The 21,044-nt window shown below is 61.6% G+C and carries 20 protein-coding genes and 1 pseudogene; 11 read left to right on the forward strand and 10 right to left on the reverse strand.

Annotation, left to right across the window (positions count from 1 at the left end):
- The 4 genes from ACGYLQ_RS14105 to ACGYLQ_RS14120 form a co-directional block, all read left to right on the forward strand.
- On the forward strand, window positions 1–188 hold a 188-nt coding region (locus ACGYLQ_RS14105; protein WP_394443516.1), incomplete at its 5' end, for an integrase core domain-containing protein.
- Between the two features lie 1,177 nt (window positions 189–1,365).
- Window positions 1,366–1,779 (forward strand): hypothetical protein, encoded by a 414-nt coding sequence (locus ACGYLQ_RS14110; protein WP_394443517.1) that lies wholly within the window; start codon window positions 1,366–1,368, stop codon window positions 1,777–1,779.
- Between the two features lie 294 nt (window positions 1,780–2,073).
- Window positions 2,074–2,424: a hypothetical protein gene (locus ACGYLQ_RS14115; protein ID WP_394443518.1), complete on the forward strand. Its 351-nt coding sequence runs from the start codon at window positions 2,074–2,076 to the stop codon at window positions 2,422–2,424.
- Window positions 2,414–2,806 (forward strand): hypothetical protein, encoded by a 393-nt coding sequence (locus ACGYLQ_RS14120; RefSeq protein WP_394443519.1) that lies wholly within the window; start codon window positions 2,414–2,416, stop codon window positions 2,804–2,806. The genes ACGYLQ_RS14115 and ACGYLQ_RS14120 overlap by 11 nt, the downstream gene beginning before the upstream one ends.
- 747 nt (window positions 2,807–3,553) lie before the next feature.
- Here the strand turns inward: ACGYLQ_RS14120 and ACGYLQ_RS14125 are convergent.
- On the reverse strand, window positions 3,554–3,865 hold the full coding sequence (locus tag ACGYLQ_RS14125) for an ETC complex I subunit (RefSeq protein WP_067268114.1): 312 nt from the start codon (window positions 3,863–3,865) through the stop codon (window positions 3,554–3,556).
- A gap of 141 nt (window positions 3,866–4,006) precedes the next feature.
- Here ACGYLQ_RS14125 and ACGYLQ_RS14130 point away from each other — a divergent pair, with 141 nt between their 5' ends.
- Both ACGYLQ_RS14130 and uvrB read left to right on the forward strand, forming a co-directional pair.
- Complete coding sequence (locus tag ACGYLQ_RS14130; protein WP_209217058.1) at window positions 4,007–4,291, forward strand: antifreeze protein; 285 nt, start codon at window positions 4,007–4,009, stop codon at window positions 4,289–4,291.
- Window positions 4,292–4,378: 87 nt separating this feature from the next.
- On the forward strand, window positions 4,379–6,583 hold the full coding sequence (gene uvrB, locus ACGYLQ_RS14135; protein WP_271688990.1) for an excinuclease ABC subunit UvrB: 2,205 nt from the start codon (window positions 4,379–4,381) through the stop codon (window positions 6,581–6,583).
- Between the two features lie 60 nt (window positions 6,584–6,643).
- Here uvrB and ACGYLQ_RS14140 read toward each other — a convergent pair whose 3' ends face one another.
- A complete protein-coding gene (locus ACGYLQ_RS14140) occupies window positions 6,644–6,913 on the reverse strand; it encodes a GlsB/YeaQ/YmgE family stress response membrane protein (RefSeq protein WP_394443520.1) in 270 nt (89 codons plus the stop codon).
- A 232-nt stretch (window positions 6,914–7,145) separates the two neighbouring features.
- The gene (locus ACGYLQ_RS14145; RefSeq protein ID WP_067268120.1) at window positions 7,146–7,502 is read right to left on the reverse strand and encodes a PRC-barrel domain-containing protein; all 357 of its coding nucleotides are present in this window, start codon (window positions 7,500–7,502) and stop codon (window positions 7,146–7,148) included.
- Between the two features lie 181 nt (window positions 7,503–7,683).
- Between ACGYLQ_RS14145 and ACGYLQ_RS14150 the strand changes: the two genes are divergently transcribed.
- Complete coding sequence (locus ACGYLQ_RS14150; protein ID WP_394412483.1) at window positions 7,684–7,869, forward strand: PLDc N-terminal domain-containing protein; 186 nt, start codon at window positions 7,684–7,686, stop codon at window positions 7,867–7,869.
- A 125-nt stretch (window positions 7,870–7,994) separates the two neighbouring features.
- Window positions 7,995–8,666 (forward strand): hypothetical protein, encoded by a 672-nt coding sequence (locus ACGYLQ_RS14155; protein WP_394443521.1) that lies wholly within the window; start codon window positions 7,995–7,997, stop codon window positions 8,664–8,666.
- Window positions 8,667–8,725: 59 nt separating this feature from the next.
- On the opposite strand, the pseudogene ACGYLQ_RS14160 reads toward ACGYLQ_RS14155, so the two are convergent.
- The 3 genes and pseudogenes from ACGYLQ_RS14160 to ACGYLQ_RS14170 all read right to left on the reverse strand — a co-directional run bounded on the left by ACGYLQ_RS14160 (window position 8,726) and on the right by ACGYLQ_RS14170 (window position 13,216).
- Window positions 8,726–11,013: pseudogene (locus ACGYLQ_RS14160) on the reverse strand (glycosyl hydrolase family 28-related protein).
- Window positions 11,014–11,161: 148 nt separating this feature from the next.
- The gene (locus ACGYLQ_RS14165; RefSeq protein ID WP_394443522.1) at window positions 11,162–11,575 is read right to left on the reverse strand and encodes a DUF4864 domain-containing protein; all 414 of its coding nucleotides are present in this window, start codon (window positions 11,573–11,575) and stop codon (window positions 11,162–11,164) included.
- A gap of 60 nt (window positions 11,576–11,635) precedes the next feature.
- Window positions 11,636–13,216, reverse strand: a complete 1,581-nt coding sequence (locus ACGYLQ_RS14170; protein WP_394443523.1) for a lysine--tRNA ligase — start codon at window positions 13,214–13,216, stop codon at window positions 11,636–11,638.
- Between the two features lie 122 nt (window positions 13,217–13,338).
- Here ACGYLQ_RS14170 and ACGYLQ_RS14175 point away from each other — a divergent pair, with 122 nt between their 5' ends.
- Entirely contained in the window at window positions 13,339–13,761 is a 423-nt protein-coding gene (locus ACGYLQ_RS14175) for a tellurite resistance TerB family protein (RefSeq protein ID WP_067268129.1), read from the forward strand.
- 7 nt (window positions 13,762–13,768) lie between these two features.
- On the opposite strand, the gene dacB is transcribed toward ACGYLQ_RS14175, so the two are convergent.
- Window positions 13,769–15,382, reverse strand: coding sequence for a D-alanyl-D-alanine carboxypeptidase/D-alanyl-D-alanine-endopeptidase (dacB, locus tag ACGYLQ_RS14180; protein WP_394443524.1), 1,614 nt, complete (start codon window positions 15,380–15,382; stop codon window positions 13,769–13,771).
- A 100-nt stretch (window positions 15,383–15,482) separates the two neighbouring features.
- Here dacB and ACGYLQ_RS14185 point away from each other — a divergent pair, with 100 nt between their 5' ends.
- On the forward strand, window positions 15,483–16,316 hold the full coding sequence (locus ACGYLQ_RS14185; protein WP_394443525.1) for a DMT family transporter: 834 nt from the start codon (window positions 15,483–15,485) through the stop codon (window positions 16,314–16,316).
- On the opposite strand, the gene ACGYLQ_RS14190 is transcribed toward ACGYLQ_RS14185, so the two are convergent.
- From ACGYLQ_RS14190 to ACGYLQ_RS14200, 3 genes are all read right to left on the reverse strand, one after another.
- A complete protein-coding gene (locus tag ACGYLQ_RS14190; RefSeq protein WP_394443578.1) occupies window positions 16,308–16,901 on the reverse strand; it encodes a nicotinate-nucleotide adenylyltransferase in 594 nt (197 codons plus the stop codon). The two genes, ACGYLQ_RS14185 and ACGYLQ_RS14190, sit on opposite strands and share 9 nt — an antisense overlap.
- An 82-nt stretch (window positions 16,902–16,983) precedes the next feature.
- A complete protein-coding gene (locus ACGYLQ_RS14195; protein WP_394413727.1) occupies window positions 16,984–18,531 on the reverse strand; it encodes an alanine/glycine:cation symporter family protein in 1,548 nt (515 codons plus the stop codon).
- Window positions 18,532–18,542: 11 nt separating this feature from the next.
- Complete coding sequence (locus ACGYLQ_RS14200) at window positions 18,543–18,980, reverse strand: universal stress protein (RefSeq protein WP_067265219.1); 438 nt, start codon at window positions 18,978–18,980, stop codon at window positions 18,543–18,545.
- Window positions 18,981–19,333: 353 nt separating this feature from the next.
- Between ACGYLQ_RS14200 and ettA the strand changes: the two genes are divergently transcribed.
- Window positions 19,334–20,989, forward strand: coding sequence for an energy-dependent translational throttle protein EttA (gene ettA / locus ACGYLQ_RS14205; protein WP_067265222.1), 1,656 nt, complete (start codon window positions 19,334–19,336; stop codon window positions 20,987–20,989).
- The last annotated feature ends 55 nt before the right edge of the window (window positions 20,990–21,044 follow it).

Raw genomic sequence — 21,044 nt, forward strand, 5'->3', positions numbered from 1 at the left:
AATACGAGTGCGTTTACCTGCATGCTTGGGAGACAGGATCAGAGACGAAGGCAGCCATCCGGAAATGGATGAGCTTCTACAACCACCAGCGCCCGCATTCAGCCCTGGGCGGCCAGCCTCCGGCGCTGGTCTACTGGCAAAGAAATGATATCAACCAACCCGATCAGCAGGTGCAACGAGTAGCTTAATTTACGCCAGATCCTGTCCAAGAGATGGGGAGTAGCTCATATGCAGAACATATTTTTTAGATGTCCGCTTCCTGGAAGCTGCACTGCAGCGGCGCGATGCCATGCGAACGGCTGGTAAGGGCCGTTTGACCTCGTGACTTTCATCCTTGGCAGTCATGCGGGATACGGTGAGCTCAACAGGCGAGGGCTTACACCTACCGTTCGATGTCATGCAGGCGCGTTTTAATCGCACATTTCCCCTATTTTCTTTTTGGGGGGCTACACTCTCGAGAGGGAGCACACCACGTTTTTGGGACAAGTAATAAATCAGTTAATTCCAACGTAACTTCAATCAGTCACGCTGGCCGAAAATGCACGTAGCACAAGCGCTCCATTGGCCGCTTGATCCAGAAGCATGCGGGTGCCGCGAGGCAACCCGGCAAGCAACCTGCGACCGCAGCGGCACACGCGCCAGCGTGTCCGCATCGGCAACCCAGGCCGCTCGGTCATGGTAAGTTGGAGTTCAAAGCTTGCTCTGTCAAAGTAATTTGTTTTCCGCCGCAGTTAGAACGAGCGCCACCGCGCGCGTGGTCGTCTCCCGTCAGTGGCCGGGAATTCGAAGGCCGCCAAGATCAGCCTTCTTTGACAGACGAAAAGGGGATGGCGTCTCGGATGCACGTTAAGGCTTCTACTCAAGTGAATGCCAACATCCCTGGGGAATGATCAAATCCCAGCAACGCGCTGCTTCCGCAGAGATGTGAGTTTTTGAACGTCCAGATCATCTGGAATTTGTGCCTTCTCCTTTCTCTTCGCTCACCGTGCGGTCATCGATGGCATCTCCATGCCCGTCTGTCATACAGAGGAAATGGCATGGTTGCGGTTAGACGGGAGCCTTTTTTGACCGAAACCTGAAAAACTTCAACATACCGTCCTCGGGACTTCTCTGGACCTCCTGCGCCCTGGGGACCGGCCAGCCTCGCTGCACGTCGTCAGCTTAAACCGGGATGGTATGGTTCGAGACCTTCGGCGGCGGAATTTCAGAAAGAACGAAGTTTTTTCTTCGTGCTGCGGATGATTGACCAATCTCCATTTCAAGAAGCAGAAGCGAACCGGTCATAACGCAGACTCATTCTCTTGGGCCACGGACAGCCTTGATGCTGCCACGAACGGCAGACGCGCAATAAATAGGAGGATTATCATGCTGCGCACGCTCCCCACGAAGACCCTATCCACAGAACCCCAGATTGCCATCGTCCGTACATTTTTCACCGAGCACGGAACCGCCCTGTGTAATGCCGCGGGCCTGATCGCCGACGAGGCTGGAACAGCCCGCGTTCTGCGCCTAATGTCGATGCTGCGCGAGGCACCCCGTCTTGATCGCACCATGCGGCGCAGGTTGGTCGATCTCCATCGCCTCCTTTCTCTGGACCCTGTCATTGAGGCTAACGAACCCGATTTTTCGACCAGGGCCTTCCTTTATCCAGCCAGCCAGGAAGTCGAAAACCTCTGCCTGCTCACGGACCGGCTTTATGATCTCTTGATCGCCATCAGCGATCTGGATGGGAAGTGGGAAAAACAGGCGCTCTACCTCCCGCTGCAGAAAGCCGCCTGACATGCAAAACCGGCCGCGTAATGCGCGCGGCCGGTGAAACTTTTTTGGAGCCGCAGCGCAGGATGCCCGAGCGGACAGGAGCATCTTCTATGCGGCACCATGAACAATAAAATGCCCTGCACGGCAGATTTCTTCGTCTCTCAAAAGAACGACCAATGTTCTCTTCACCAGCACCAGCACCAGCCACCGAAACCAACTGAAAGGCACATGCCGCCAGAGATCTCCCGAACGCAGCGATGATGACGCCGATGAATAGGCACGCCAGCACCGTTCACGCATGCAAGGGAGACAGACATGCTCAAGACCAACACTACGAATATCGGCCAAGCCCGCTTTGATGCGGTCGCCGCGACCCAAAAACATCTGCGCCGAAATGGCGCCAGTCTGTGCGATCTGCTCGACGCGCTCGACGATCCGGCGGGTTTCGAAGCGCTGTGCCGTCTGCATAGCGCCTTCAGCCATCCTTTCCCGGACGCGGATGCTGTCGAAGACGCGGTGCACGACATCACCCGCTTCCTTGCGGATCAGTCGCCATCCTCGCTCGACCGCATTGGGTTGGATCGCAACTTCGCTGCATCCGACATGGCGCGGTGGCATGGCGCTCGGATCAGCGAAATCCACAGGAAGTTTCGCCATGCCCGATGATCTGCGCTGCGTTTTGCAGATCATCAAGGAAAAGCGTCTGAGGGATTACCCTGACACGTTTGGCCCAGAGCAAGATATTTGCGATATCACGCTCTGGCTGAACCAAAAGTTTACCGTATCAAAGGCGCGCCTTCTGGTTGATCGGCTGTACACCCAACGGGGCCGCAAAATCGTTAGCCTTTCGGTCACTGGAATGGCCTCACAATCCTTGTCGATGACTCCGATCGCCGTGGAAGCATTTCTGGCTTTGGGGTATTCGATCCAGGAGCCGAGCGGAGATAGCTATCGATGCCCCTCGTGTTTTGGGCATCACTCAAAGCATGAAGCGATCCAGGCCTACGCGCGTATTCAGAGTGCGTTGCGACGCTGGCGACCCCCATAGGAAATCGCAGGCACCTCGGAAAAGGACGGCGAAAGCCGCCCTTTTTCCTGTCGGGTTCGGCACACCGCCAACTTACGCCTTCCGATCAGTTCTCTGGAAACCATGTCCTGTCTCCATCTGCCTCAGGCGCGAAACGCTCTCATGTAGCGCGTCAAAATTACCCAACATGCGCCGCCTTGGGGAATAGATGACCCGGAGTTCCGACTACCAACACCGTGGATCGGAAATACTGTAGGAAAAGAACCCACGTTGTCACGCGGGCAGCGAGGCTATGGGCGTCATAAAACAGAAACTGACAACGAAAATCGGCCCGCCTCCCGGAAGGGAAGCGGGCCGAACTTTTGCTCATGTCGGAGAACTCAGGGGAGACCTGCCAGCAGGACTGTCACGGCAGCATTTTCGCACCAAACAGGCTTGGATACGCGTTCTCAAGAAACCCAGTGATTTCAATCCTTAACGGACTCTTGGCAACACAAGTCCCGACCTTTGGCAGGCGAATTCACGGGTTTTGGCATAACTACGCCCGTAAAAACACCGACACTACTCCACCCAAACCCTGAGTCTAATTAAGAATAACCTCAGATCGAGCAGGTCATGCAGCCTTAGAACGACAAGAAGTCCGCACCATTACCGAGCTACTACATATAGCGCAACTGCGCTCAGGACGCTCAGCATCTTGAAAAAGGGAGAGGTCCGCGAAATCTATGCCCCGATTCCGAGATAACTCTATCCCGATTTACAACACCCTCAGTGCGTCCACGCCCCACGGCGGCCGGTCGCGAAATTCTCGCCATAGCCGCCGGGGCGGACGTTGGGCTTGCGCTTGTTGGGCAGTTGCACCTGCGCGTCGATGCCATGATCGCGGGCGTATTCTTCGGCGGCTTCGCGGGTGTCGAACTGCAAGCGCACTTGGCTTTGCGTATCATCGGAAGATGTCCAGCCCATCAGCGGATCGACCCTGCGCGCTTCCGCGGGCGAAAACTCAAGCAGCCAGACACGGGTTTTTGCCGTGCCGGAGGACATCGCTGTACGGGCGGGTTGGTAGATACGTGCGCGCATTTCGGGACTCTCGCTTCAATAACCTCGGGCTTTATCTAATATTCCGTGCCAAGGGGCAAGGGAATGCAGCCCCGCGCAAATAAACCCTACCATGCTGCGGTGCAGAGACTACATCAAGACCACCCCATTGGAGTGTTCCATATGACCCCCTTCGCCCTCTTCGCCCTGCAGAGCCAGATCGCCGCCCTCGCGGTGGAAACCCAGATCGTGATGTCGCTGCGCCTCTTGGGCATGGCAGGCGCGCTGCCCGCCCGCCCCGGTGAGAACAACCGCATGGTGGCCGAGAAAGGCCCGGCCATGGTCAAAGCCTTCACCGCCGGGACGCAGGCCATGATGCTGGGCAAACGCCCCGATCAGATCATGGACGCCTCGCTCGCCCCTCTGGCCCGCAAGGTGCGACAGAATCGCAAACGGCTGATGAAGTAGCGGCAAAAGCGCCCTTCGCGGCCCCCTGCCCCTTGAACCCCGCGTGAAAGAGGGCACCTATGGGAAGCTTGACGAAGGATACCCGCGATGCCCTATGCCCATTCCGACAAGACCGAGGGGATGCCGATGCTGGCAAACCCCGCACCAGACGTGCGCAACCGCCCCAAGCTGGAGGGCGGCCATAAGTTCAAACTGGTCACCGAATTCGACCCGGCGGGCGACCAGCCCACGGCGATCAAGGAACTGACCGAAGGGGTGAACTCGGGCGAGCGCGATCAGGTGCTTCTGGGCGCCACCGGGACGGGCAAGACCTTCACCATGGCCAAGGTCATCGAAGAGACGCAGCGCCCCGCCATCATCCTCGCGCCCAACAAGACGCTGGCGGCGCAGCTTTACGGCGAGTTCAAGGGCTTCTTCCCCGACAACGCCGTGGAATATTTCGTCTCCTACTACGACTACTACCAGCCCGAGGCCTATGTCGCGCGCTCCGACACCTTCATCGAGAAAGAGAGCCAGATCAACGAGCAGATCGACCGGATGCGCCACTCCGCCACCCGCGCGCTTTTGGAGCGTGACGACGTGATAATCGTGGCCTCGGTCTCCTGCATCTACGGCATCGGTAGCGTCGAGACCTATGGCGCGATGACCCAAGACCTGAAAGCGGGCAGCATGTACGACCAGCGCAAGGTCATCGCCGATCTGGTGGCCCAGCAGTACAAGCGCAACGACGCGGCCTTCCAGCGCGGCTCTTTCCGCGTACGCGGCGACAGTCTGGAGATCTTCCCCGCGCACCTCGACGACCGCGCCTGGCGGCTGTCGTTCTTTGGCGAGGAATTGGAAAGCATCACCGAGTTCGACCCGCTCACCGGTGAGAAGACCGATACCTTCGACCAGATCCGCGTCTACGCCAACAGCCACTATGTGACGCCGAAGCCGACGATGCAGCAGGCCATTCAGGGTATAAAGAAGGAGCTGCGCACCCGGCTCGACCAGCTTGTCGCCGACGGCAAGCTGCTGGAGGCGCAGCGGCTGGAGCAGCGCACCAATTTCGATATCGAGATGCTGGAGGCCACCGGCGTCTGCAACGGGATCGAGAACTACTCGCGCTATCTGACGGGGCGCGCCCCGGGCGAGCCGCCCCCCACCCTCTTCGAGTTCATCCCCGACAATGCCATCGTCTTCGCCGATGAAAGCCACGTCTCGGTGCCGCAGATCGGCGGCATGTACAAGGGCGACTACCGGCGCAAGTTCACGCTGGCCGAACACGGCTTCCGCCTGCCGTCCTGCATGGACAACCGACCGCTCAAGTTCGAGGAATGGGACGCCATGCGCCCGCAATCGGTCTTTGTCTCCGCCACCCCGGCGGCATGGGAGATCGAGCAATCGGGCGGTGTCTTCACAGAACAGGTCATCCGCCCCACCGGCCTTTTGGACCCCAAGGTCGAGATCAGGCCCGTGGAGATGCAGGTCGACGATCTGCTTGATGAGGTGCGCAAAGTGGCCGCCGACGGTTACCGCACGCTTTGCACCGTGCTGACCAAGCGCATGGCCGAAGACCTCACCGAATACATGCACGAACAGGGCATCCGCGTGCGCTACATGCACTCCGACATCGACACGATCGAGCGGATCGAGATCCTGCGCGACCTGCGCCTCGGCGCCTTCGACGTGCTGATCGGGATCAACCTTTTGCGCGAGGGGCTCGACATTCCCGAATGCGGGTTGGTGGCCATCCTCGATGCCGACAAGGAGGGTTTCTTGCGCTCGGAAACCTCACTCATCCAGACCATCGGCCGCGCCGCGCGGAACGCCGAAGGCCGGGTGATCATGTATGCCGACCGCATCACCGGCTCGATGGAGCGCGCAATGGGCGAGACCGAGCGCCGCCGCGCCAAGCAGATCGCCTATAACGAGGAACACGGCATCACCCCCGCCACGGTGAAGAAGAACGTCGAAGACATCCTCGCCGGGCTCTACAAGGGCGACGTGGACATGAACCGCGTCACCGCCAAGGTCGACAAGCCGATGGCGGGCGGCAACCTGCAAGCCGTGCTCGACGGGCTGCGCGCCGATATGCGCAAGGCAGCCGAGAACCTAGAGTTCGAAGAGGCCGCACGCCTGCGTGACGAGGTCAAACGGCTGGAGGCCGTGGACCTTGCCGTCGCCGATGATCCGATGGCGCGTCAACAGGCGGTCGACCGCGCCGTCGATGCCGCGCAACAAGCCTCGGGCCGCAGCACATCTGGCCGCGGCGGAATGCGCGGCGGCAATGTAAAACGCCGTAAACGCTAAAGAAAAAGGGCCGCCCTACTCGGGGTGGCCCTTACACAATCCAGCACCAAACCGCCGCAGCTACCGTCGCAGCGCCGCCACCAAGGCCAACACCAGCGCAGCACCGATCGCAGCGACGACCAGCAGCAAAAGCAAGCCCCCCGCGGCCACCACCGTCACGCCCAGCGCGGCAAGGATGAAGGGCAGCGCCACGGCGCCGACGACCCCTAAAACAAGGTAAAGAATACGATTCCGGCCCGCCACGGCCCCGGCAATGGCCCCGGCGGCAAGCCCGACCACCACGAGCGCGATCAGCGCCACCGCGCCAAGTGTATCAAAAAAGGCTTCCATCGAAGGGTTCTCCTAAATCAAATGAAGGGTACGAATGGCACGCCGCATGCCCCAAGGGTCAGCAGCAGGCCGAGGGCAATCATCCGGCGCATCGAGGTTCCTTTCCAATCACGGCCAAACCAGCCGCACTCTCATCAGACCCGATCCGCTGCGCGAAAACAATGGGCTGCGCAGACTATCGCCGCAGCGAAAGGGAGGCGTCATCGCCTCCCCTAACCACTCCGAGCGCCTATCAAATCCAGTAATAAGGCACGCCGTAGTGATCGAACGTCCGCTCTTGCCACGCGCGGTCGCTGTGCCACTGCTCGGTCCGTTCCGGCGCGCCTTTGACCGTTGCCTCGTCGATGTTGGTCATGAAACCATCGCGCGAGGGGTCATAGTTCAGCGCGTTCCACGGCACCGGATAATGCTCTTCCCCGAGCCCCAGAAAGCCGCCAAAGCCCATCACGGCATAGGCGACCTTGCCGGATTTCTTGTCGATCATCAGGTGGTCGATATGGCCGATTTCGGTTCCATCTGCGCCGAAAACGGCGGTGCCGTTCACGTTGTCCGAAGAAACCAGCGATGCGGGTGCTGTCGTGTCAGTCATGGCTTGTTCCTCTCATGATTGCTGTACCAACAAAACCCAAGGCAGGCGGCGCCGGTTCCCGCAATACGGGCAGACTGGCGGGGATCGGCTTAGCCCCGGCGCGGCGTGGTCCGGGAACAATTGCGCGCGCCCTTGAGTTGATCACTCAATAGACACGCACGCATTCGAGAGGGATCAAACAATGGAATATGGACTTTTAGGGCTCATCATCCTCATCGCCGACATCTACGCCATCTATCAGGTCGTCACCTCCAACGCCTCGGGCGCGGCCAAGATCGCTTGGGTCTTGGGCATCATCATCCTGCCGGTGCTGGGCTTCATCGTCTGGCTCATCGCAGGCCCCCGCGGCAACAAGGCCCACGTCTGAGCCCACGTCGGGCGACCCTGACATTGCAACTGCGAAACCCGGTGCCCTCGGCGCCGGGTTTTCACCTTCCCGGCTAGCAACGATTTGTTAACCGCCATTAACCAAGATCGCAGCAGGAGCCTGCCATGCGATCTGCCCTATGCCTTACCCTGCTGGCCTGCCAGTTGAGCCCTACCGCCGCCCACGCCGGGCCGTGGCTGCGCGAGGAAGGCACGACCTTTATCTCAAGCTCCTTCTCGGTGACTTACTTCTACGACCTCTCCCAAAGCACCTATATCGAATACGGGCTGCGCGAGCGGCTCACCCTCGGCTTCGACCTCAACACCGCACAAAGCCGTTTTGGCCTGCAAAGCGGCCATGCCACCGTCTTCCTGCGCTTCCCCTTGGGAGAGCCGAGCGAGACGGGCCGCTGGGCCTATGACATTGGCGCCGGGGCAAGCTGGTCGGGGGACTTCATATCCCCCCACCTTAGGGCCGGGCTGTCTTGGGGCCGCGGCTTTACCTTAGGCGAACGGAATGGCTGGCTGACCGTCGATGCCTCCGCAAGGTGGGAGTTCGGCTTTTCGCAAGAGGTCATCAAGATCGACAGCACCGTGGGCCTCGACTTCACCCCCGTGACCACCGGAATGGCGCAGGTCTTTCTGACCTACACCGGGGGTGAGACCTATGCCAAATTCGCCCCCTCCATCGTTCTGTCGCCCAGCTTCACGAAATACCGCCTGCAATTGGGCAGCGAAATCCCCTTCGACGCGCCGGAAAATTCGGCCCTCACCCTCAGCCTCTGGCGGGAGTTCTAAGACAAATGGCCCCGCCGATCTCCGGCAGGGCCGCTTCATAGCTCAGCGCAGCGCCATTATCAGCGGTTGTCCATCCGCACCATGACAGAGACCTTGCCCTTCACCGGCGTCGGCCAGACTACATGCAACTGATCCCGGTCCGGCCCTTCGGCGTGTTTCACATAAGGCATGTCGAACTGCGCCACGTTGTTGCCGTTGCGGATCGCCCCATGGGCCACCACCGCATCGCTGTTGAGCGCTTGCCCCTCGAACGGCAAATGCCCGGCGGTATCGATCACCCAAGTCTCTGACGGGGTAGACTGGGTGAACTCGATCTCGGCCATATTCTCGACCTGCGTGGTCACCGCATGGAAGGAATTGCCCTTCATCACCACGTTCTTGCATCGCGACAGGTTAAGATCGGCAAAGGTCGTATCCACCCGCTCGGCCCGGTCGATGCTGCCGTTAAGACTGCGGAACCGGTTGCCGGTGATGGTCACCCCGCTCAGGAAATGCCCCGCACCATGCGGTTTTACCACGATATAGCTGAACCACGGGGCCACCTCCCCGGACAGAAAGATATTGTCGCTGATGCTGAGCGCGCTGAACGAATAGCCCGTGGTGAAGGCCGGGGTCGGGTCCTGCTCATTCGTCCATTCGATAAAGCAATTGTCGACGTAATTCCCGGTCACCACCGCGCTGGTATGGGCCGAAGCAAGGATCAGCCCCGCCGAGCGCACACCGTTGTCGACCGCATCCCCCTGAAAAAAGTGATTGCCCGTCACGATGCTGTTGCCCCCCGCCAGTAGCGCGAAATGACGGAACTTGGTGGCACGGCAGTCGCGCAGCTTCACGTCGTTGGCGTTGGTGTTAAGCGCGATGGAGGTCCGGTTCGGCACCGTCAGCGCATCCTCCGCCGACAGGAACTGGCAGCGGTCAATCAACATGCCCTGACAGCCCCCGCCGATAGAGGTGACGCCGCGGTCTTTCGGGCGGCTGACGAAACAGTCGCGCAGGTGAAAGATCAGCCCCGAGGCGCGAGGTTGATCGCGCTGCAGCGGTTGTTGCACTGGAACTCGATATCATCGAGCACGAATTTCGACAGCGAGGCGAAGCCGCTGAAATCCACCATGTATTGGAACTTGCGGAAAGTGAAATTCTGCGTCCCCTCCGCATCGTAAAGCGGCGCGTTGAGCGTGATCTCCTGCGTGGCAACATTCTTGGACCGCACATAGATCTCGCGCCCCACCCCGGCCCCTTCGACCAGCGCGCCCACCGGCACATTGGCGATATTGGTCACATTGGTCAGCTTGCGCGCGTCCGAGGCCGCGTAGCGCGCCTGCGACGTCACCACCACCGTGTCCCAAGCGCTGCTCGACGCGGCCTCAAGCTGGCCGTTGCGGATCACCCGACGGGTGGCATAGCTGGTCTTGTCCGGCACCGCCGCCTGCATGTCGAGCGGCCCGGTCACATTCACCTTGCGCCCCCCCATATCGAGCGAGTCGTGATCCGCGTTGTTCAAGAGCGCCTGAAAGGCTTTCAGAAAAGCAGTCTCTTCATTCTCGAAGGCTTCGATATAGCTGGGCAGGTCGAAATTGCGGCGCAGCAGCAGCACCGCCCCCACCGGCATGGTCACATGGCCCTCGAATTTGACCGGCGTGTCAAAGGTCACATCCCCGTTGAGCAGGTAGTTCCCCGCGGGCACCAGCACCGTGCGCCCCGCCGCCGCGGCATTTGCCGCCTCGAAGGCGACGGTGTCGTCGCTCACCCCGTTGCCCACGGCACCAAAGTCGCGCACATCGACCTGCGCCAACATGTCCCGCAGAAAGACCGAGGTGACATCCTCGATCACGATATCGTCGATCCGAACCACGCCGCCCGTCGGCCCGGTCAGGTCCAGCCCGAAATGCCCATAGACGGCCCCGGTGCCCCAGACCATATCGACCCCGCCGCGGTCGCCGCTGCCGATGATCGCGCTGACCTCGACCACCTCGCCATAGGCCGTCAGCGTGACCGCCGGCCCGGCCTCCGTCACGCCGCTCACCCGGCCCCCGCCAGCCTGCGCCGGATAGCCCGCGATCCGCACCGTCGGCAGGTTGCCACTCACCGCCTTCACCCGCGCCGTGACCCGCAGATAGCAGCCCGGCAGCAGCGGGGTCTGCCCCATGTAGCGCAGCCGCTGCGTGGCCTGCGTCTTCAGCAGTTCCAACGCCCCGCCAAAGTCCTGATCCGCGGGAACAAAGGCGGCATTGGCCGCGTGCTCATAGGTGTACGACCCCGGCGTGCCATCGCCGCTCGACCAGACATCCAGCCCCGCCGCAAAGGGGGTGGGCATCAACACCACGCCATCGGTAATCGCCTTGTTCATCGCTTTTCCTTTCCCCGGTCCGCACCTCCCACCGGGGCGCGCCGCTCAACTGCTCAGGCTCGGCGAGGGCCGAACCGCGAGGTCAGGGAAGTATCAACGATGTATTAACCCGCATTTGCCCCGCCGCGCGGGGGCGGCGCAACAATGGTCAGACATTGGCCCCCGGCGCGTCGAGGATTTGCACCGCGCCGATGCGCCAGCCCGCCTCCGTCCGCTCCATCAGATAGCCCAGCAGATGCGTGAACCCTTGAGGATCAACCACCTGCACCACCTGATAAAAACGCGCCCCATCCGCGCGCCGGTCGAGGAACCGCACCTCCGCCGGGTTCTGCACCATCGGGTAGCCATTGCTCACCATGCTGCGGAAATTCTCAGGGGTTTGGAAAAAGCGCCGCAAATTCGGCGTGGCGAATTCTAATGCGGCGGCGAAATCATTCGCGCGAAAAGCGTCGAACTGGCGGTTGATCGTCTCTTCGATCTCGGCCTGCTGCGCCATCGCGCCAAAGCTCAGGAGGGCCGATAGCACCAGCCCTCCGAAAAACGTGAACATCCCTTTGCGCATTGCCTTTCCCCCTTGCCCTTGCTGAATGATCTAAGTCACGCAAGGGCAGAGGCAAAAGTTTCACGCGCCGGTCAGCTTGCCCGCAAGCGCGTCGTCGATCAGCGCGACGGTCTCTACCACGCCATAAAGCGCGATGAAGCCGCCAAACCGCGGCCCCTGATCGGCGCCCAGCAGCACTTGGTACAGCGCCTTGAACCAGTCGCGCAGCGGGTCGAAACGCTCCTTGCCGACGGCAAAGACCATGCTTTGCAGCGCCTCGGCATCCAGCCCGCCGTCCCAGACCTTGAGCCGGTCGCGCAGGTCTTCCAACGCCTCGCGCTCCAGATCGGTGGGCGCGCGGAACACCTTCGTGGGTTTCACGAAGTCATTGAAATAGCGCACCGCGTGGCCCGCCGCCGCATCCATGCCGGGGTTGGTCTCGGGCGTGGCCTCGGGCGCGTAGCGCTGGATGAAGCCCCAAAGCTGCGACTTGTCCTCGGCGCTCGACACGGAGGCGAGGTTCAAGAGCATCGAGAAAGGCACCACCATGTCCGACTTCGGCACGTCGCCGCCGTGGATGTGCCAGACGGGATTGTTAAGCTGCGCTTTCACGTCCTGCGTCTCATAGGCGCGCAGCTGCTGGTGGTATTCATCGACCGCCTTGGGGATCACGTCGAAATACATGCGCTTGGCCGTCTTGGGCTTGAGGAACATGAAATACGACAGGCTTTCGGTGCTGGCATAGGTCAACCACTGGTCGATCGAAATGCCGTTGCCCGAGGACTTGGAAATCTTCTGCCCGTTCTCGTCGAGGAACAGCTCATAGCTGAAATGCTCGGGCTTCTTGCCGCCGAGGATCTCGCAGATGCGGTCGTAGATCGCCGTGTTGGTGGCGTGTTCCTTGCCGTACATCTCGAAGTCAACGTCGAGCGCGGCCCAGCGGGCGCCGAAGTCCGGCTTCCACTGCAGTTTCACATTGCCACCGGTGACCGGCAGGGTCATCTCGTTTCCGTCCTCGTCGTCGAAGGTGATCGTGCCGTCCTTGGCGTTGACCTCCTTCATCGGCACATACATCACACGGCCCGTTTCGGGGTGGATCGGCAGGAAGATTGAATAGGTCTGCGCGCGCTCTTCACGTAGCGATTTCAGCATCACCGCCATGATCTCGTCATACTTCTCGCAAGCGCGCAGCAGCACTTCGTCGAACTGGCCCGAGCGGTAGAATTCGCGCGCGGAATAGAATTCGTACTCGAAGCCGAAGGTGTCGAGGAACCGGCGCAGCATGGCGTTGTTGTGATGACCAAAACTCTCATGCGTGCCGAAAGGGTCTGGCACGGAGGTCAGCGGCTTGTGCATATGCTCTTCCAGCATCTCCCGCTGCGGCACGTTGCCCGGCACCTTGCGCATGCCGTCGAGGTCGTCCGAAAAACACACCAGCTTGGTCGGGATGTCGCTGATCTCTTCAAAGGCGCGCTTGATCATCGTGGTGCGCAGCACTTCGCCGAAGGTGCCAATATGCGGCAGGCCCGAGGGGCCATAGCCCGTCTCGAACAGCACATAGCCCTTCTCGGGCGGCTTCTTGGCATAACGTTTGAGCACCCGGCGCGCTTCTTCAAAGGGCCATGCTTTGCTGCTAAGTGCCGCGTCTCGGGTCTCGGACATGTCAGATCATCCATCTTTTGGCGTCCCTGCGCCCAATGCGCACGGGGTCGCCCGTTCCTATTGCTTCACTCCTTGAGGGTCAATATTCTGCACCGCAACATACCTGTGCAAAGGATACCGCGATGCCCGACACATCTTCCCTCTCGCTCAGCGCCCAAGACAGCCTTGTCGCGCTGATGATCGCGGTCTCGGCCTCGGATGAGGACATCCGCACCGCCGAACTGGTCAAAATCGAATCCGCGCTGAACCTGCTGCCGGTCTTCTCGGGCTATGACAATGATCGCGTCTCGACGATTGGCAAAACGGTCTTTGACCTGTTCGAACAGGAGGACGGGTTGGATGCCCTCTTTGGCCTGATCCGCGAGGCCCTGCCGGAGCGTTTGCATGAAACGGCCTATGCGCTGGCCTGCGACGTGGCCGCCGCGGATGGCACGCTGGACGAGGCCGAGCTGCGGCTGCTCGAAGAAATCCGTTATGAGCTTAACATCGACCGGCTCCACGCCGCCGCGATCGAACGCGGCGCGCGGGCGCGGCACCTGACCTGAGCGCGGGTTAGGACTCTTCCAGCGCGACTTCCGGCTCGGCCCCGACCTCGGTTTCGGCATCAGGGTCGGGCGCCGCTGGCGTGTCGGGCGCGGCTTCGCCCTCCGGCTCGGGCTTCACGGCGACGTTATACAACAGGCCCCACCGCTCCAACAGCCCGCGTTGCACACGTTTGGCCCGCGCGTTCCAAGCCCGCGCCCCCGGAGGACGCTCTCGCTCGGCCCGGCTGATCTTGGCCCGTTCCTCGATATTCGCGGTCAGGATCGTAAAGGCCAGCACCCGGTCCTCGGGCGTGGTCAAGAACCCGGCCAGCGCCGAGACGAAGTTCAGCGTGCCGGTCTTCGCATCGATCTCAATCGGATTGTCGCGCTCGGGGCGGCCCCGATCATCGCGCAGATAGACCGGTTTCAGGATTGGCCGCAGCCCCGTGCCATGAATGCGCGCCAGCCCCCCGGCCATGTCATGCACGGTCATCTTGCTGTCATCGCCAAGCCCCGAATGGTCAATCATCGCCGGGTTTTCCATGCCCAGTTCCTCAATCGCCCATTTGTTCATCTCGGCGGCAGAGGCCCGCAGGCTCGGCACCGCACCCAACCGTTTGGCGCTGGCAGCCATGCCGACCATCTCGGCGGTGAGGTTGGTGGAGTATTTCAGCATGTCCTTGAGGATGGGCCGTAGCTTGGTGCTGCGGTGGGTGACGAGGGTCTCGCCCTCTGGCAGCGTGTCGATCAGATCCGCATCGCCCAGTTTGATGCCATGGCTCCGGGCGATGGTGGCAAAGATGTCGCCCGCATAGACACCGGGCCGCCGGATCGGCAGCCAACGCGCCCCGCCCGAGCCCAAGGCCCCCTCCGCGACCGTCCAAACATCGCGCTCAGGCCGGTTCTCGTAGGTATAAACCGGCCCACTGCGATCCACGACTTCCATCGTGGCTACCCGCACGGCGGGGGCATAGCGCGCCGCGCGGCCCTCCATCGTCACGTCATAGCCGTCGCCGCTGCGCTTCCACTCGAAATGCACGCGGTTGTAGTTCAGCGCGATGCCAGAGACGCCGGGGTTGTAGCCGACATGGTCGGGCTGTTCGGGGTCAATCGCAAAGGTCGCGGGCAGCGCGCCCTCATAGACCTTGAAACCGCCCTTCACGCCGATGATGCCCGCCTCTTTCAGGTCTTCGGCCATCTGCCCCAGATTGTCACTGTCGAGGGTCGGATCCCCTCCGCCCACGAGGATCAGATCGCCCTGCACCTCACCATCGACGACACCGCCGGTCGCCAAAAGGCGCGTCTCGAACACATGGTCCGGCCCCAGTTGATCCAGCGCATAGAGCGCGGTGATCGCCTTGATGCTGCTAGCGGGCGGGATGCCATCGGTGGCGTTGGACGCCTCCAGCCAGATGCCGGTGTCGACATCGACCACGGCAAAGGCCACCGTGCCGGTGATCCCGCTTTCGGCGATAATCTCGGACACATTGGGAATGGCCTGTTTATACAGGTCGGCATCGCGCCCCACGGGGCGCAACGAAGTGGTCGGCGGCTCGGCCCAAGCAGAGGCCGCCGTTAGTGCAGCGGCAGCCGTCCCAAGGAAAATGCGGCGCGTGAAACGTCGTGAAAAACTCTGGCTCATGGGCTTGATATAAACCCCAAGCGGCGTTCGGCCACAACCGGTCTGACGAGGGTGGAGCTTTCGCGGTTGCACAAAACCGCCGACCTGCTAACCCAACGTCATGCAACGCGCTATTCCGATCATGTTCATCGCCATGTCACTGATCCCCGCAGGGGACAGCGCGGGTAAAATCCTGACCTCTGGCATGGGGGTCGCGCCGGTCTTCGTGGCATGGTCGCGCTTTGCCATCGGGGCGCTGATGGTGCTGCCGTTCCTGCCCCGTGGCACATGGGGGCTGATGCGCGATTGGCGGCTCTGGCTGCGGGCGGGTACCTTGGCCTTGGGGATCACCTGCATTCAAACCGCGCTCAGGACCGAGGCGATTGCCAATGTCTTTGCCGCCTTCTTTATCGGGCCGATGATCAGCTACCTGCTGGCCGCGATCTTTCTGCGCGAGCGCATCAGCCTGCTGCGCAGCGCGTTGATCCTGCTGGGTTTTTGCGGCGTGCTGCTGGTGGTGCGCCCGGGGCTGGGCGGTGGCACGGGCGGGCCGGGGCTGCTCTTTGCCGTGGCGGCGGGGCTGTTCTACGGCGTCTTTCTCACGATGTCGCGCTGGCTGTCTGACCTCGCCCCGCCCCTTGCGCTGACCTTTACCCAACTGGCGATGAGCGCGGTGATGCTGCTGCCTCTGGGTCTGATGAACCTACCCGCAGCAACCCTGCCCGTCGCGGGGCTGGCCACCGCGAGCGCGCTGTTTTCGATGCTGGGCAATCTGCTGCTGCTCTATGCCTACCGCCGGGAGCCTGCCACGCGGCTGGCGCCGCTGGTCTATTTCCAACTGATCGCGGCGGTGCTGCTGGGGTTGTTCCTGTTCAGCACCCTGCCCGATGCGCTGACTTGGGCGGGGCTTGCGGTGATCATCACCGCGGGCATCACCTCGGCCCGGCTACGCTGAACGCCAGCCCCCCGCCGCGCGCAATGCGGTGGAAGAGACATCGACCATCGGCACATTCACGAAACACCACGCCGGCGCCGTGGCCCGGCCCAGCAACTGGCTGTTCCGCCCTGCGATCCGGTAGGGCGCATAAAGCGCCGCCGCCCGGCTCATCCGGGCCGAGATACGCTGCCCGGGCCGCGCCAGCACGCCCACCGGCACCGTCTCCATGATCTGCCGCCAGTCTTGCCAGAGGTGGAACTGCGCAAGGTTGTCGGCCCCCATCAGCCAGACGAACCGCACGCCGGGATAGTGCCGCCGCAGCGCCGCCAGCGTCTGAGCGGTGTAGCGCGTGCCAAGCTGCGCCTCGATCCCCGTGATCTCGACCCTGGGGTGATCCATTACCGTCCGCGCCCGCGCCATGCGTTGCGCCATGGGCGCCGGGCCATGCTCTTTCAACGGGTTGCCGGGGCTCAGCAGCCACCAGACCCGATCCAGCCCGAACCGTTTCAACGCCTCGCGCGTGATATGCGCATGGCCCTCATGCGCCGGGTCAAAGGACCCGCCCAACAGGCCCACGACCTGCCCTTTGGTGGCGAATGGCATGGTATTGCGCAAGAAAATAGCCCCCGATCCGAAATCAGGGGCCAAAGGAGGGGCATTGCAGCCCTTTGTCAATGCGAAGCCCTTACTTGTGCTTCACGATCTCGCCCGAACGCAGCCGCGCGACATAGCTGTTCAACTCACGCTTCACGATCGGCATCAGGAAGTAGAGGGCGATGATGTTCACGATCGCCATGGAGAAGAGCATCGCATCACTGAAGTCGATCACCGGCCCAAGGCTCGCCGCCGCGCCGATCACGATGAAGAGGCAGAAGATCACCTTAAAGGTCAACTCCTTCGCCGCCCCCTCGCCAAAGAGATAGGTCCATGCCTTGAGCCCGTAGTAGGACCAGCTAATCATGGTCGAGAAGGCAAAGAGCACAACCGCCACCATCAGCAGGATCGGGAACCACGAGAAGGCCCGCGCATAGGCCGCCGAGGTCAGGGCCACGCCACTCACGTCGCCTTCTGTCGCGATCCGGCCCGCCTCGGCGTTCCAGATGTAGAGACCGGTTTCCGGGTCTTGGTTGAGCACGCCGCTGATCACGATGACCAGCGCGGTCATGGTGCAGATCACCACCGTGTCGATGAAGGGCTCCAAAAGCGCGACATAGCCTTCGGTCACCGGCTCCTTGGTGCGCACCGCAGAGTGGGCGATGGCGGCCGAACCGATGCCCGCCTCGTTGGAGAAGGCCGCGCGGCGGAAGCCTTGGATCAGCGCGCCGGTAAAGCCGCCGACCACGCCAAGGCCGGTGAAGGCGCCCATGAAGATCTGGCCAAAGGCCCAGCCGATCATATCCCAGTTGATGATCAGGATCAGGATCGAGACCAGCACATAGAAGATGCCCATGAAAGGCACGATCTTTTCAGTCACCCGCGCGATGGATTTCAAACCGCCCGCGATCACCGCGAAGGTCACGCCCGCAAGAACAACCCCGGTGATCCAGCCCGGATAGTCACCCAAGACACCTGCAAGCTGGGCATGGGCTTGGTTGGCTTGGAACATATTGCCGCCGCCAAGCGCGCCGAGGATGGTGAAGATCGAAAAAAGCACCGCCATGAAGCCCCCCAGCGGCAGGCCCCGCTCGGAGAAGCCTTTGACGATGTAATACATCGGCCCGCCCGAGACATGGCCGTCGGGGAATTCATTGCGGTATTTCACACCAAGCGTACATTCGGTGAACTTGGTCGCCATGCCGAACAGGCCCGCGATCACCATCCAAAAGGTCGCCCCCGGCCCGCCGATGCTGACCGCCACCGCGACGCCCGCGATGTTGCCCAGACCCACGGTGCCCGACAGCGCCGTCGCCAGCGCCTGAAAGTGGCTCACCTCGCCCGCGTCGTCGGGATCGGAGTAATCCCCCTTCACAAGCTGGATCGAATGCCAGAACCCTTTGAGCTGGATGGCCCCGAAATAGACGGTGAAGACCACCGCCCCCACGACCAGCCAAAGCGCGATCCAAGAGAAATTCGTCCCCGGCAGCGGGGCAAAGATGAAGGACACATACCAACCGGTGTAATCGGCAAAGATCTGGTTGATACGTTGGTCGATGCCCGCAGCCTCTTGCGCGGCGGCAAGGCCCGGCAGCAATGACGCAAAGGCCGCCATCGCAAAGGTCAGTAACTTGTTCATGGCGTTTCCTTTCAGGGAATGATCGTGACCGGCACGCTGGAGCCTGCGACCAAACGGCCCGTCACCCCACCAAAGAGCCGCTTGAGGCCCCGCTCACCAACCCGCCCGACGACGATCTGAACCGCGCCGCGCTTCTTGGCCACCGCTTCGAGGATATCGGCCACGTCGCCATGCCGCACGAGTCCCTCGACCTCGACACCGGCGGCCTTGGCCTCGGCCACGGCAGGGTCGAGCACCACGTCATGGGCGCGCTGCAACTCCTGCTCGCGCCGCTTGTGACGCTGCTCGTTCTCTTCCTTGGTCTGAAAGGTGAAAGGCGACCATTCGATCACAAAGCAAACGGTGATCGAACAATCCCCGATCTGTTTGGCCTGTGACTGGGCAAACGCCAAGGCTCGCGCGCCTGCCTCCGACCCGTCCAGACCCACAACGATGGTGGATTTTGTCATGAGTATTTCCCTGTTGTTGCGCTGAAACCGGCGCACCGCGAACGGTGAGAACCGCCTTCAACCTCCCTACTCTGCGGTAGGCGTTTTTTACCGTCCAACCGGAGATTGAATAAATTCTAGCGCGAAAACGGCAGAAAAGTCGACCGAATTTCACTGATCGACTGCGCGGATCGCCTGCCAAACCCTTGCAAAACCATCCAATAGCCTGCCCAGCCATGCCGCCTGCGCGCGCCACGGGCGCGCCACGCAAAGCGCCGCCGGGCAAGGTGCCTGCGCGGTACAGAGTGTTTGATATTGCCCCGCCCGGGCGATATTGCACTGCAAACCCCAAAACGCGTTGCAAGGATTCTCCAATGGCCGCCTATCAATACGTCTATCACATGTCCGGCGTCTCCAAGACCTATCCCGGGGGCAAGAAGACATTCGAAAACATCCACCTGAACTTCCTCCCCGGCGTGAAGATCGGTGTCGTCGGCGTCAACGGCGCGGGTAAATCCACCCTGCTCAAGATCATGGCCGGGCTAGACAAGGATTTCTCGGGCGAGGCATGGGCCGCCGAGGGCGCCAAGGTGGGCTACCTGCCGCAGGAGCCGAAACTCGACCCCGAAAAAACCGTCCGCGAAAACGTGATGGAGGGCGTGGCCGAGAAGAAGGCCATCCTCGACCGTTACAACGAACTGGCGATGAACTACTCGGATGAGACCGCCGAGGAGATGGCCAAGCTGCAAGACGACATCGACGCGCAGAACCTCTGGGACCTCGACAGCCAGATCGATGTCAGCATGGAAGCGCTGCGCTGCCCGCCAGACGACGCGATGCCGGAAAACCTCTCGGGCGGTGAGGCGCGCCGCGTGGCGCTTTGCAAGCTGCTGCTAGAAGCGCCCGACATGCTGCTGCTCGATGAACCGACCAACCACCTCGACGCCGAAACCATCGCCTGGCTGCAGCAGCACCTGATCGACTACAAGGGCACCATCCTCTGCGTCACCCACGACCGTTACTTCCTCGACGACATCACCGGCTGGATCCTCGAACTCGACCGCGGCCGCGGCATTCCTTACGAGGGCAACTACTCAGACTGGCTGGAGCAAAAGGCCAAGCGGCTGGCGCAGGAAGCCCGCGAGGACAAATCCAAGCAAAAGACGCTGGAGCGCGAACTCGAATGGATGCGCCAAGGCGCCAAGGCCCGTCAGGCGAAATCCAAGGCCCGTATCGCGGCCTATAACGAGATGGCAGAACAATCTGAGCGCGAAAAGCTTTCCCGCGCCCAGATCGTCATCCCCAACGGTCCGCGCCTCGGCAACAAGGTGATCGAGGTCGAGGGCCTGAAGAAGCACATGGGCGACAAGCAGTTGATCGACGGGCTCGACTTCTCGCTGCCGCCGGGTGGCATCGTGGGTGTGATCGGCCCCAACGGCGCGGGTAAATCAACGCTCTTCAAAATGCTGACCGGGCATGAGAAACCCGACGAGGGCAGCATCGAATACGGCGACACGGTTGAGCTGTCCTACGTCGACCAGAGCCGCGACGACCTGAACCCCGAGGACACCGTCTGGCAGGCGATCTCGGGCGGGGCGGAACTGATCAAGCTCGGCGACGCCGAGGTGAACTCCCGCGCCTATTGCTCGTCCTTCAACTTCAAGGGCGGCGACCAGCAGAAAAAAGTGGGCCTCCTGTCGGGCGGTGAGCGCAACCGCGTGCACATGGCGCGGCTGCTGAAAGAGGGCGGCAACGTGCTGCTGCTCGATGAACCGACCAACGATCTGGACGTCGAAACCCTCCGCGCGCTCGAAGATGCGCTGGTGGATTTCGCCGGCTGCGCCGTGGTCATCTCGCACGACCGTTTCTTCCTCGACCGGATTTGTACGCATATTCTGGCCTTCGAGGGCGAGGCGCATGTGGAATGGTTCGAGGGCAACTTCGAGGACTACGAAGAAGACAAGAAGCGCCGTCTGGGTGCCGATGCGCTGGAGCCGAAGCGCCTGAAGCACAAGAAGTTCGCGCGGTAAGCACTGCGAATGAGCGATCTAAAGGGCGTCGGATTTCCGGCGCCCTTTTTCTTTT

Origin of the sequence: Sulfitobacter sp. 1A12779 (assembly GCF_043557315.1) — a bacterium.
Taxonomy (GTDB): Bacteria; Pseudomonadota; Alphaproteobacteria; order Rhodobacterales; family Rhodobacteraceae; genus Sulfitobacter; species Sulfitobacter faviae.